This is a genomic window from Alteromonas sp. ABH4_452, from assembly GCF_056311825.1.
In genome coordinates this window covers 2,390,268-2,404,009 of sequence record NZ_CM149973.1, presented here as the reverse complement: position 1 = coordinate 2,404,009, position 13,742 = coordinate 2,390,268, and the positions used below count along the sequence as shown (strand labels likewise).

At 44.9% G+C, this 13,742-nt stretch carries 8 protein-coding genes and 1 pseudogene; 7 read left to right on the top strand and 2 right to left on the bottom strand.

Annotated elements, in window-relative coordinates:
* Window positions 1-21: 21 nt before the first annotated feature.
* Window positions 22-3,446: pseudogene (locus ACYX4N_RS10225) on the top strand (efflux RND transporter permease subunit).
* The gene (locus ACYX4N_RS10220) at window positions 3,443-6,622 is read left to right on the top strand and encodes an efflux RND transporter permease subunit (RefSeq protein WP_476053949.1); all 3,180 of its coding nucleotides are present in this window, start codon (window positions 3,443-3,445) and stop codon (window positions 6,620-6,622) included. Before ACYX4N_RS10225 ends, ACYX4N_RS10220 begins: the two are co-directional and overlap by 4 nt.
* 125 nt (window positions 6,623-6,747) lie before the next feature.
* Here ACYX4N_RS10220 and ACYX4N_RS10215 read toward each other — a convergent pair whose 3' ends face one another.
* Together ACYX4N_RS10215 and ACYX4N_RS10210 are read right to left on the bottom strand one after the other, a co-directional pair.
* The gene (locus ACYX4N_RS10215) at window positions 6,748-7,077 is read right to left on the bottom strand and encodes a DUF3718 domain-containing protein (RefSeq protein WP_014979515.1); all 330 of its coding nucleotides are present in this window, start codon (window positions 7,075-7,077) and stop codon (window positions 6,748-6,750) included.
* 416 nt (window positions 7,078-7,493) lie between these two features.
* The gene (locus ACYX4N_RS10210; RefSeq protein WP_179983653.1) at window positions 7,494-8,288 is read right to left on the bottom strand and encodes a DUF2189 domain-containing protein; all 795 of its coding nucleotides are present in this window, start codon (window positions 8,286-8,288) and stop codon (window positions 7,494-7,496) included.
* 272 nt (window positions 8,289-8,560) lie between these two features.
* Here ACYX4N_RS10210 and ACYX4N_RS10205 point away from each other — a divergent pair, with 272 nt between their 5' ends.
* The 5 genes from ACYX4N_RS10205 to ACYX4N_RS10185 all read left to right on the top strand — a co-directional run bounded on the left by ACYX4N_RS10205 (window position 8,561) and on the right by ACYX4N_RS10185 (window position 13,722).
* On the top strand, window positions 8,561-9,781 hold the full coding sequence (locus tag ACYX4N_RS10205; RefSeq protein ID WP_474806368.1) for a pyridoxal phosphate-dependent aminotransferase: 1,221 nt from the start codon (window positions 8,561-8,563) through the stop codon (window positions 9,779-9,781).
* A 1-nt stretch (window position 9,782) separates the two neighbouring features.
* Window positions 9,783-10,382: a 5'-deoxynucleotidase gene (gene yfbR, locus ACYX4N_RS10200; protein WP_012519109.1), complete on the top strand. Its 600-nt coding sequence runs from the start codon at window positions 9,783-9,785 to the stop codon at window positions 10,380-10,382.
* A gap of 77 nt (window positions 10,383-10,459) precedes the next feature.
* Window positions 10,460-11,803 carry an anti-phage deoxyguanosine triphosphatase gene (locus ACYX4N_RS10195; RefSeq protein WP_476053948.1) on the top strand — a complete coding sequence of 448 codons (1,344 nt, stop codon included), beginning with the start codon at window positions 10,460-10,462 and terminating at the stop codon, window positions 11,801-11,803.
* A 154-nt stretch (window positions 11,804-11,957) separates the two neighbouring features.
* On the top strand, window positions 11,958-12,965 hold the full coding sequence (gene msrP / locus ACYX4N_RS10190; protein WP_476053947.1) for a protein-methionine-sulfoxide reductase catalytic subunit MsrP: 1,008 nt from the start codon (window positions 11,958-11,960) through the stop codon (window positions 12,963-12,965).
* A gap of 97 nt (window positions 12,966-13,062) precedes the next feature.
* Window positions 13,063-13,722 (top strand): protein-methionine-sulfoxide reductase heme-binding subunit MsrQ, encoded by a 660-nt coding sequence (locus tag ACYX4N_RS10185; protein ID WP_476053946.1) that lies wholly within the window; start codon window positions 13,063-13,065, stop codon window positions 13,720-13,722.
* Window positions 13,723-13,742: the final 20 nt, after the last annotated feature.

Here is a 13,742-nt window from a genome sequence, read left to right as displayed (position 1 = left end):
GCCTAACAAGGAATTCACACAATGCGTATTGTAGATATTGCTGTAAAGCGCCCTGTTGCCGTTAGTATGTTCACTTTTGCGGTATTGCTATTTGGTATGGTGTCGTTAGGCAGACTGTCGGTTAACTTACTGCCAGACTTATCTTACCCTACTCTCACTATTCGCACCGACTACGACGGTGCCGCGCCAGGCGAAGTAGAACAATTGGTTTCAAAACCTATTGAAGAAGCCATCGGCGTAGTAAAAGGTGTACGTAAAGTCACGTCCACATCGCGAGCTGGCCAGTCTGACGTGGTGCTTTCTTTTTCGTGGGGTACTGACATGGATTTCGCGAGCTTAGAAGTACGCGAAAAGCTTGATGTGTTGCAGCTTCCCCTGGATATTGAAAAGCCAAGACTCCTTCGCTTTAACCCAAGTTTAGACCCTGTTATTAAACTGGGCCTCACCACTCAAAGCGACACATCAACGCTAAGCGTGGCGCAAATGAAGCGCTTACGTTTATATGGCGAGCAGCAGGTCAAACGTGCGCTTGAATCGGTAGAAGGCGTAGCTGCCGTGCGTGTTGGCGGTGGTTTAGAAAACGAAATCCATATACTTATTGACCAGCAAAAAGCCAGTCAACTGTCGATTCCTATTACTAGAATTATCGACCGGGTGAAAGCTGAAAATATTAACGCGGCGGGCGGTCGAATTGATAACGCAGCCCAGGCGTTTTTAGTCAGAACCCTGAATCAGTTTGAAACACTGAGCGATATCGAAAACCTTTTCATTGGGCGTTTTGAAGGCAGAAACATTCAACTTAAAGACGTGGCGACGGTAGAAAATGCGTACAAAGACCGTGATGTGGTAATACGCTTTAATGGTAGTGAAGGCATTGAAATTGCCATCTATAAAGAAGGCGACGCTAACGCAGTTAACGTTGCGCAAAAAGTGGCTGGTCGGTTAAACGAAGTAAATAATAATCTTCCACAAAATTATACGCTTAACGAAATCTATGACCAAAGCGTGTTCATCAAACAAGCCATAGATAACGTGAAGTCAGCGGCAGTCATGGGCGGTATTTTAGCCATGTTAGTGTTGTATCTTTTCCTGAAAGACTTCTGGGCCACTGTAATTATATCGGTTTCTATTCCAGTTTCAGTAATTGCTACCTTTAATCTAATGTATGCCAACGATATAAGCTTAAACATGATGAGCTTAGGTGGTATCGCGCTGGCTGTTGGATTATTAGTAGATAACAGCATTGTTGTGCTTGAAAATATCGATCGCCATAAGAAATTAAAAATAGCTGGAAGTGATAACGCAACAGCTAATGAAAAAACGACGGCAGAAGCCACAGACACTGAAGCATCTGCCGCTAGCGAAGGAACAAAAGAAGTCTCTGGCGCAATCGTAGCTTCGACACTGACCACTATGGCCGTGTTTGTGCCGCTGATATTTGTAGAAGGTATTGCAGGTCAGCTGTTTAAAGATCAAGCGTTGACCGTGTCGTTTGCTTTAGCTGCATCGCTTGTTGTTGCACTCACACTTATCCCTGCGATGGCACATAAGAAGAAAAAGCAACAGCTGGATCACGAAGAAGTGTTTACTACACCAGCGCCTCCCCCCCTACGTCAACGTTTGGCAAAGTTATGTATTACGTTACCCTGCCAGTTCGTTGGGTATTCAGACTGATCTTTGTATTTTTGCCTGCAGCCTTGGTTACCTTGGTGATAGGTGCGTGGCATATCGTCAGCAAGTTATTAAGTGTTGCGTTTAAACCACTTATCTGGGTATTTAACAAAGGGTTTGACCTTCTCGCTTCTGCTTATGAAAAACTGCTGCGCGTAAGCCTTAAAGCCAAAGCGCTGGTGTTAGCTACTGCTTTTATTCTTGCTGCTGGCGCGATAATGCTTGTACCAAAACTAGGTATGGAACTTATTCCTACCCTGTCACAAGGAGAATTTTCGGTAGAAGTGACCCTCCCTGCGGGCTCGCCATTAGCGCGTACCGACGCTATTATCAGCGAGCTTGCTGCGGTTGCAGTAAATAACAATGATGGCGGCGAAACCAAGGCGGCTCGCAGCGATACTAACGTGCTTCGCAGCAACTCTAAGGTGCTTCGCACCTATGCCATGTCTGGTACAGGAAGCCTTATCAGCGCAGCGCCTAATCAGGGTGGGGATCATTGGGGACGCTTAAACATTGTCATGCAGCCTTCGGCGACAGCTGGCGATATGGACGATGTGAAGCGTGCGCTTCGTGATTACCTAGCCTTTAAACCTCAGGTTCAGGCAACGTTTTCAGAGCCAGAGCTATTTAGCTTTGCCTCGCCTATTCAAATTGAAATTGCGGGTTACGACCTAAATCAGTTACAACAATATGGCGACGCCATTTCGACAAAACTTGCCAGTTACAGTAATTTTGCAGACGTAACGACCAGCATTCGTGACGGAAACCCAGAGCTTAAAATAGCCTTCCATCACGCCAAACTTGCTCGCCTTGAGCTTGATGCATCAACCGTTTCTCAACTTATTGCGGCCAAAGTGGGCGGCCGCGTCGCTACACAGTATAGCGTGGAAGACAGAAAGGTAGATGTGCTGGTAAGAACCCAAGAGAACCAACGTGATGATATTGCAAGCATACGCGCCATTGTTGTTAACCCAGGCTCTGCGCAACCTATTCCTTTAAGTGCGGTCGCAGACGTGTACATGAGTGTAGGCCCTAGCGAAATCACCCGCGTTGGACAGCAGCGTGTAGCATTGGTATCGGCAAATTTAGCCAAAGGTAAGCTTGATGAAGCCGTTGCCGTTGCTAATAAAGTCATTGATGAAACCCAACTTCCTCTATCTTTAAGTGCAACAGTAACCGGGCAAAGTGAAGACATGCAAAGCAGCTTTCGTTCGCTACAGTTTGCTTTGGCACTTGCGGTGTTTATGGTGTATCTGGTTATGGCGTCTCAGTTTGAATCGCTGCTGCACCCTCTGCTTATTTTGTTCGCAGTGCCGCTAGCCGGTGCGGGCTCAGTATACGGATTGTGGATTACCAATACGCCGCTAAACGTGGTGGTATTTATCGGTTTAATCATGCTGTGCGGTATTGTTGTGAATAACGCTATTGTATTAGTTGACCGTATAAATCAGTTACGCCGTCAAGGCGTAGAGAAAGAGACCGCTATTCTAGAGGCTGCAAAGACCCGCCTACGCCCTATTGTGATGACTACGCTCACTACTGTGTTGGGTCTATTGCCAATGGCATTTGGTTTTGGCGAGGGAGCTGAAATTCGCACGCCCATGGCTATCACCGTTATTTACGGCCTTCTGTTTGCAAGCTTGCTCACCCTTATTTTACTGCCAGTGCTTTACAGCCTGCTCGACGTTAAGAAGAAAGCGCCTGTGAAAGATAATTCTCGTGAAAACGTAGGCTTTGGTGACGAAGAAGCAATGCCAAAAGGAGGTGTACTATGAGTACACCTTCTCACAACGCTAATAACAGTTCTGAAACCCATATTGAAAAGCGCCAAACACGTGAACCGATGCAACGCGAGACAGATATAGCTTCACAGCCGCACCTTTCGAAAATTGCAGGTATAGGCGCTGGGCTTGCACGCTTTGCGCTGAATAAGCCCGTTACCATAGGTATGTTGTTTTTGTCTATGCTGCTGTTCGGCATTGTTTCTGGACGCTTACTTCCTTTAGAGAAGTTCCCCGGTATTGATATTCCAGAAATGGTAGTGCAGATCCCCTATCCTGATGCGACACCCGTTGAAATTGAGACCATGATCACTCGTCCGGTTGAAGAGGCCGTTGCTACCATGTCGGGGATAAAGCGCTTAAGGTCCCGCTCTTACGACAATATGGCGGAGGTCATTGTGGAATTCGACTGGGATGAAAACCTTAAAGCCAAAAGTATTGAAGCGCGGGAGAAGATTGACGCTATTCGCCATGAACTCCCTGACGATATAGAGCGGATCATGGTGTATAAATTTAACACCAATGATATGCCTATATTCCAACTGCGCGTATCGAGCGACCGCGACTTATCGAACGCTTATGACCTCTTAGAGCGCAACCTTAAGCGTCCGCTAGAGCGTGTTCCGGGCGTATCTAAAGTTGAGCTATACGGCACCATGAAACGCCAAATTACTATTCGCTTAGATCCCAAGAAAATGGCGGCTTACCAAATAGACGGTACACGCTTAGAGCAGCAGCTTCAAAACGCAAACTTCTCGCTAACCGCGGGCTATATGTACAACAACGGTGAAAAAGTTCTGGTTAACCCCACTGGCGAATTTACCGATGTAAACGACTTCAAAAACATGTGGGTTACTCGAAGCGTGCGCTTATCTGATGTTGCCAGCGTGACCTACGAGCTTCCTCAGCGCAACGAAGGGCGACACCTAGATCGCACCTTCGCGGTAGGCTTTAACGTATTTCGCGAATCGGGCAGCAATCTTGTAGAAGTTTCCGACGCGGTAATGAAGGTTATCGAAAAGGCTAAAGAAGACCCTGAGTTTACAGGCATTAGTTTATTTGTAATGGACGACACCGCGAAAAGCGTGACTTCGTCGCTGAGCGATTTGCTAAACGCAGGCCTTTTAGGTGCGTTGCTTTCAGTTATTGTGCTGTACTTGTTCTTGCGCCAGCTTACCACCACCTTAATCGTCGTGCTTTCTGTACCATTCTCGATTTGTATTACCTTAGGTGTGATGTATCTATTGGGCTATACCCTTAACATCTTATCGTTGATGGGCCTTATGCTAGCTGTAGGTATGCTGGTAGACAACGCTGTTGTAATCACTGAAAGCGTATTTCAAGAACGCCAACAAGAGGGAGACATTAAGCGAGCCACCCAGATTGGTGTAAACAAAGTCAGCCTGGCAGTTATAGCCGGAACTGCAACTACGGCAATAGTGTTTTTACCTAATATTATTGGGGTAAAAATAGACGTGACTATTTTCTTAGAGCACGTTGCTGTGGCTATCTGTATATCTCTTTTCGCGTCGCTTTTCATTGCTAAAACCCTTATTCCCTTACTGACAACCAAGGTAAAGATCCCAGTTGTAAAAACGCCTAAAACACCGTCTTACATAAAAGGCTATGGTCGTGCACTTAACTGGATGTTAAAACACCAGGGAATAACCTGTGTTATTGCTCTATTGCTGCTTGCGTCGACCATTGTGCCCATGCAGGTGGTTACTTCAGATGATGAGGGCAATAATAACCAAGAGCGTATTTGGCTTAACTATCACGTAACGCAGAATTTTACGCTTGATGAGGTGGAAAAAACTGTCGATAGAATGGAAGCTTACCTTTATGAAAACCAAGAACGCTTTCACATTAAACAGGTGTATACCTATTTTACTGCCGGACATGCTGTAAGCGGTATAACGCTTAATGACGAACTGCCCGTAAGTGTGGGTAAAATTAAAGAGGATATACGTAAAGACATGCCCTCTTTTGTGCGTGCCCGTCCCTCGTTTCAATGGGATAGCGGCAACGGTGGTGGCGTAAGAGTTACGCTATTGGGTGAATCGTCAGAAACTTTGCTAAATATTTCAGAGCAAATAGTTCCTATTCTTTCAACTATAGAAGGATTGGAAGATGTGAAAGCCGACACTGGCTCTACCCGAGATGAGGTACAAATCCGCATTGACCGAGAGAAGGCGAACCGCTTAGGTATTCAAGTCAACGACGTAGCTAAACTTATCTCTACAGCACTACGGGGCAGTAATTTACGGACATTCCGCTATGGTGACGCCGGAGAAGTAGCAGTTCAGCTTAAATTCGGTAGCGATATACAAGCTTCGCTTAACGCCCTTAAAAACATCAAAATCGGATTTACGCAAGGTCAATCGGTAACGCTGAATATGATTGCAGATTTCTCTGTGGTGCCACAGCTATCGCAAATTAATCGAAACTATCGTCAGACCGCGCTTGCTATTGGCGCAAACCTAGAAGGGGAAACCACCACAGAACAAGCCCGAGAACGTATCGAGAACGCATTAGCTAATATTGAATTGCCTACAGGGTATAAGTGGACACTAGATGGCAGCTTCTCTCGCCAGGATGAAGCCAATGCGGTCATGCAAATGAACATGCTACTAGCACTTTGTATGATATACGTTGTGATGGCTGCACTGTTTGAATCGCTGATACTACCTACGTCTGTGATCACATCGCTACTGTTTTCTTTCACCGGTGTGTTTTGGGCATTCATGGTAACAGGTACCTCTATGTCTATTATGGGGATGATCGGCATGCTGATATTGATGGGCATTGTGGTTAACAATGGCATTGTATTGGTAGAAAGAATAAATCAGTTAATTAACGAAGGCTTGTCGCTGTATGACGCAGTAATTGAAGGATGTTTAACGCGTATAAGGCCTATTCTGATGACAGTAGCCACAACGGTCTTGGGGCTTATTCCACTCGCTTTGGGAAGTACTCGAATTGGTGGCGACGGCCCACCCTACTCTCCGATGGCCATAGCAATCATTGGCGGGCTGGTATTCTCTACGCTAACCAGCTTGTTTTTAGTACCTCTTGCTTACGTGCTACTGCTAAAACTTAGGTTTAAAACCCAACGTCTGTTCAAAACCAGTAAAGCGCGTGTAGCCACGTATATAAAAATCGTTAATTAAGACGCATATTTGCACGAGCAAAAAGACTAAAAGCGGGTCTAGTTTTCAACATTTACGTCACGTGATTGACGAAAAGTGTAAGCTAGCCCGCTTTTTCTGGATTTGTAGTAACCGCAAGCAAGGCCTTAGCTACGCGACGTTAAGTATTCGTGTACCGCATCTGCGTGACGCTCTTCAGAAAACTTAATAAGGCTACTTCCATTACATGTTAGGCCTTCTTCAGACGTTACCATGCGCAATACTTCACGTTGGCTAGCGCCAATACGACCCACGTTACGTGAAAGGCTAGAACGAAGAACTCTTACATCGTCGTTGATTATCGCTTTACAAAACCCTGCGAACTGGGTTTCACCAACGAAGCGAATGTCTTTTGACTCTGCTGCTGCATTTGCATTGATGCTAAAAGCGACAGTCGCTGTAGCTGCAAAAACTTTAAGTAAGTTAGATAATTTCATTTTAAAATCCTCAATGTGTGGTTAAGGGTGCTGTGCAAGTTTGTGGCAAACTCTCTAGTTAAGTTGAGCAAAGTTGAATGAATCAACAATTCGCTCAACGCCCTTTATTTATGCATCAAGAATAAAAATTTTTCTGTTGAATGATTGTGTAACCTGGGTAAATGCTTGGTAAATCAAGTTGTTACGTTGTTGTTACGGCGCTAACCCCTTGAATTAATTGGAATAATATAAATTGCATATTACTAATATATCTAGCGATAGCACTTGTAGGAAGAAAGAAGTATAAGACTTAAGTATAAAAAAGCCCCTTTCGGGGCTTTAAAAGTGTAATTTTAACAAAATTAAAGATATTAACGCTTACTTATTGTACAAATTAAAGCCACTTTACGTAATTTAATTACATAAATTGGAGTGAACTATTCGTATTTACGCTCTCGCTTAGTCTCAATTGCATCAATGTAAGCATGCCACGATGCATAGCCGATAATCGGCATGAGCACGATGAAACCCACGAAACCGGTCACGTAACCAATTGCTACTGTAGTGAAAATGATAGCCCCCCAAATGAGCATGGGTACCTTATTTAACCATACCGCATTCACACTGGTAAGCACTGCAGTTGCAAGATCTACCTTACGTTCCATTAAAATCGGTTGGGTAAACGCCGTAATAAATAGCATTGCCAGGGTAAAACCCGCTCCAACGATAGTGCCTAGCGCTAAAAACGGTAACAAGCTTTCTAAGTCGTTCTCTATATAAGGTGGATAAAGTGCATGAATCAGCGATGCCACACGCAACCAAAATATCATCATTACCATAAGCAGTATGGCAAAGCCCCACTCGTTAAATGCGTTTCTTCGCATTGCGCGCAGCGAATGACGAAGTGAAGGCTTATGACCTTTCTCCATCTCCCAGCTTACATCGTAAAGGCCCGCCGCTAAAAATGGCCCTACCAACATAAAGCAAACAATGGCGGGTAGAATAACCAAGTGCCAACCTGTCATTTCAACCAGGTACATTATGAACCACGGAATAACCGCAAAAAGAACACCATAAAATAAGGTGAGTCCCGGTGCGCGCATGGCGTCTCGTAATGCCAATGACAACCACTTTATTGGGTCGCCGACGTCTAATTCTTTACAGGGAATAACGCGTGCTATACCACTTTGCGTGATCGCATTCTCTGGTGTTTCTTTGAAATGGTGGGACATATTCTTATCACCTCTGCTTGTTAGCCTGTTTGTTACTAACGCGTTTTTTATACACGCCTTACTACTACGATAGGCGCAGAATGAAAAGTTCACAAGTCATTAACATAAATTTTATACTTAAGTGACAAGCGGATCATTTATCTCGTTATATGTTTAATAATTAGCCACTTGATGAAAAAAGTAGTGCTTAAAGCAGAAATACTGCAAAAAGGCCATCGCATATGACTTTGTATTGCGATAATCTCAGGGTATGTAAATCAACCAGATAGACCATGAAAACTGTATCTCGCTCACATAAATTAGATAACGTTTGTTACGACATTAGAGGCCCAATCGCTGCGCAAGCACGCAAAATGGAAGACGAAGGACACCGTATATTAAAGCTGAATATCGGTAACCCCGCCCCATTTGGATTTGAAGCGCCTGACGATATCGTAAAAGACGTTATTCATAACCTGCCTACGTCTCAAGGATATTCAGACTCGACAGGAATTTATGCTGCCCGCGTGGCCGTGATGCAGTATTACCAACAGCGTAATATTAAAGACATCCGTGTTGACGATGTTTATATAGGTAATGGTGTATCTGAGCTAATCATGATGGCAATGCAGGCGCTACTTAATCATGGTGATGAAGTGCTCATTCCAAGCCCTGACTACCCGCTTTGGACGGCCGCAGTGAGTTTGTCATCAGGCTCACCGGTACATTATCGCTGCGATGAGCAAGCTGGCTGGTTCCCCGATATTGACGACATAAAAAGTAAAATCACCAGCAAAACACGCGCGATTGTACTTATCAACCCCAATAACCCTACTGGTGCAGTTTACGACAAAGCCCTATTGCAAGAGGTAGTAGAAGTCGCCCGCGAGCACGGCTTAGTCGTATTTAGCGACGAGATTTACGACAAAATTCTATACGATGAAGCCCAGCACACCAGTATTGCGTCACTCGCTGACGACGTCTTTTTTGTTACTTTTGGTGGTTTAAGCAAAAACTATCGCGTGGCAGGCTTTCGCTCTGGTTGGTTAGTTGTCAGCGGGAATAAACGTCTTGCTACCGATTATATCGATGGACTCAATATATTGTCTTCAATGCGAATGTGCGCAAACGTACCGTGTCAAAGTGCCATTCAAACTGCGCTTGGTGGTTATCAGAGTATTAACGACCTAGTCAATGAGAATGGCCGACTACGCATTCAGCGCGACGTAACCACAGATATGCTAAACGGCATCGACGGTATTTCTTGCGTTAAGCCTAAAGGTGCCATGTATTGTTTCGCCAAAGTAGATGAGAAGAAATTCAACATTCAAAACGATGAACAAATGGTGCTGGATTTATTAAGTTCTGAAAAAATTCTGTTGGTACACGGGCGCGCCTTTAACCTAACCGAGGGGACTTACTTCCGTTTAGTATTTTTACCTCATAGCGATGTATTGGTACCTGCACTGCATCGTATTGGCAACTTCTTCAGAACGTATAAGCAAGGGGCGTAACGTGAGTGATAAGAGCCACTTTTTTGCGCACCTGGCGCGCTTAAAGCTTATTAATCGTTGGCCGCTAATGCACAATGTGCGTACAGAAAATGTGCAAGAGCACAGTTTGCAGGTGGCTATGGTCGCCCACGCGCTAGCCTTGATTAAAAATAAATTTTTTGGCGGTACACTAAATCCAGATCGCATTGCAACCATGGCGATTTTTCACGACGTGTCGGAGGTACTTACCGGCGACCTCCCTACCCCAGTAAAATACTTTAACCCTGCGATTAAAGAAGAATATAAAAAAATTGAGAAGATTGCAGAGAACAAACTCATTGAGATGGCGCCTGAAGCGTTTCGAGAAGACTATGCGGCACTGATTGATCATCACTACCATAGTGAAGAAGAAGCCTTTATTGTGAAAGCAGCGGACGTACTTTGCGCTTACCTTAAAACCCTTGAAGAATTAGCTGCTGGTAACCAAGAGTTTAAGCTGGCTAAGAAACGATTAGATAAAACCCTTAAAGAGTATCATTCTGAAGAGGTGGACTACTTCTTAACGCGTTACGTACCAAGCTTTTCTTTAAGTCTTGATGAAATTACGCAAGACGATATGTAAGCAAGGCGATTAACCGCCCCCAAATTACTATACTGACGTTACAGAAGTAGCAAACACAGCATGGCAGTGAGGTTTTTTTGGCAACAAGCGAATGGGAATTAGCATTACACGAGCGTCGTTTACCCCGTAGTGAAACAAGAGACGGCGATCACCGCAATCCGTATCAGAGAGATAAAGCGCGCGTGCTTCACAGTGCTGCCTTTCGCAGGTTGCAGGCAAAGACCCAAGTGCTCGGCGTGGGCCTAAGCGATTTCTATCGCACGCGACTAACCCACTCTCTAGAAGCCGCCCAAATTGGCACGGGAATAACGGCGCAGCTTTGGGTGAAATTTCCAGATATTGCCAATACGTTGGCTCTTGACCCAACGTTAATCGAAACCCTGTGTTTGGCTCACGATATTGGTCACCCACCTTTCGGCCATGGCGGTGAAATTGCCCTTAATTACATGATGCACCAATACGGCGGGTTTGAAGGAAATGGCCAAACATTTAGGATCATAACTCAGCTAGAGCCATACACGGCCGAACACGGCATGAATTTATGCAGAAGAAGCGTGTTAGGCTTGGTTAAATATCCTAATTTTATCGATGCCCTTCATAGTAAAGGGCCTACGCCCGAGCGCCCTGCTTCACTTCGTCAGGTAAAGGCCCACGACTGGCATCCGCCGAAGGGACTGTTTCGCTGCGACGAGCCCCTATTCGACTGGCTACTTGCGCCATTTAGTAATGAAGATAAAGATGCGTTTATGCAGTTTACTGCAAAACCTAATACCCACAGCAAAACGCAGTTTAAATCGTTCGACTGCTCAATTATGGAGCTTTCTGACGATATCGCCTATGGCATTCACGACTTGGAAGATGCCATTGTAATGGATATGGTCGACAAGCATCATTTTGTCGAGGATGTAACCACCCCGCTAAAAGCCCTTAATGTACCTTGGCTGTCAGACAATATAGAAGTGTTAACCAACAAACTATTTAGCGCAGCACATCACGAAAGGAAAAATGCCATAGGTGCGCTGGTTAATAGCTTTATCACAGCTATTGAAATAAAAGGCGTAGAGGGTTTCGCTCATCCGTTACTTGCGTTTAACGCCGTGATGCCTGAACAATTTGCACAAGCCCTAGAGCTTTTTAAACGCTTTGTGTTTAACAAAGTAATCCGCCGCCCCGATGTGCAGCTATTAGAATACAAGGGACAGCTGGTAGTTATGGAACTTTTTGAAGCTTTTGCATCGGATCCCGACCGTTTACTTCCCGAAAATACCCAAGTCCGCTGGCGTAAGGCCTGTGAGAACGACAATGGAATGCGCGTTCTCGCCGACTATATATCTGGCATGACCGACGAATTCGCCTCTCGCTTATACAGCAATATCTTTTCACCAAAACAAGGCGGCATTCAAGATAGTTTGCATATGTAAGATCGTTTAATTTGCCCAAAATTAATTGAAATGAAAAGACCGTACTCTCGGTCTTTTTTATTATGTTGAACTTACTCGTTACATTAACGTAGCTAAATGTATCGGTTGAAGTAACGGCCAGTTCTCGTAGTCTTACCATAACTTAGGTGACGTAATGCCAAAACCATTTAAACCCTCAGTAAAATTAACTGACAACGACGTAACCAATGAAAGCGTTTATATGAATCGTCGATCATTGCTCAAATCCATGGGCTTTGTGGGAGCGTCTACGCTGTTAGCGAAATCGGCAGGCGCTGCTGGTTGGTTTTGGGAAGATGAGGAAGAAAAGGCTGCCTTTAAGGGAAAAGCACTGGAGTTTAGTCAGCCCCCTAAGTTTCAAATAGCGGAAACCCGAACGCCTGAAGATAAAGTCACCAGCTACAACAATTTTTACGAGTTTGGCACCTCGAAAGATGCGCCAGCCAAAAATGCGACTGAATTTCAAACTAATCCATGGACGTTGAAAATTGACGGTATGGTAAAAAAGCCCATTGAGCTTGATCACGATGCCTTAACCAAACGCTTTCCCTTAGAAGAGCGCATTTACCGTTTGCGCTGCGTTGAAGCATGGTCGATGGTGGTGCCTTGGATTGGGTTTGAGTTAGGGGCGTTGTTAAAACAAGCGGATCCGTTGATGTCAGCCAAATATGTAGCATTCGAAACCCTATACGACCCTGAGCAAATGCCTGGCCAACGAAGTCGCTTTACCGGTGGCGGTATTGATTACCCATATGTAGAAGGCTTGCGACTTGATGAAGCCATGCATCCGTTAACGCTTATGTCGGTTGGCCTTTACGGGACAACCTTGCCACCTCAAAACGGCGCACCTATCAGACTTGTCGTACCGTGGAAATACGGCTTTAAGAGTATTAAGTCTATTGTACGAATTCGTCTTACCGATAAGAAGCCCCCTACCACATGGAATCGTCTGGCCGCTAACGAGTATGGCTTTTACGCCAACGTGAATCCAAACGTGTCACACCCAAGGTGGAGCCAAGCCAGCGAGCGTAGAATAACCACAGGTGGGCTACTCGCCAGAAATCGCATCGATACTCAAATGTTCAACGGTTATACCGAAGTCGCGCCATTATACAAAGATATGGACTTATCCCGTTACTACTAGCTGCTACTTTTTATAGGGCTACGAGCAAATAGCTAGCCCTTCTAACCAATATCTTATAACCGAAGCTATTAAACATTATTATTAAGTTGTTCATTTAATGCCGTTAAGAAAAAAACCATTTCGATTATCTATTTGGCAGCGTCGCAGTTTGAAGGGCCTTATTCACCTTTTAGCATTAGGCTACGTCGCTTGGTTGTTCTTTGCCGGGATCAACGACCAGCTTGGACCAGACCCCGTAAACACGCTCATTAATGAGACTGGAACTTGGGCAATTCACTTTCTTTTACTAACGCTTACTCTTAGCCCACTTGCTAAATGGCTACCAAGCCCGGAACCGATCCAATTCAGACGTATGATTGGCGTATACACCTTTGTGTACGCCTTTGCACACCTACTCACTTACATTGTGTTTGAACTCCAGCTTGATATGGCACTGGTGGCTAGCGAGATAGTAAGCAGGCCCTACATACTCGTTGGCATGGCTGCGTTACTTCTTCTTTTTGCTCTTACTGCAACGTCGTTTAAGCGCATCCAGCGCAAGATGGGAAGAAAATGGCAAAAGCTTCATAACAGCATTTACTTGATACTGCCCCTTGCACTGCTGCATTTCAGCTGGTCGCAGAAAACGTTTTGGCAAGAGCCGGTTTGGTATTGGATGATTGGACTGATATTAATGAGCCCAAGAATGAAGCAGTGGTATGTGACGCACCAAAAGACAAGCCAAAAAAAGTCGAGAGACAAAAACACAGTGGCGTGAGAAAACTAAGCCGAAAACCT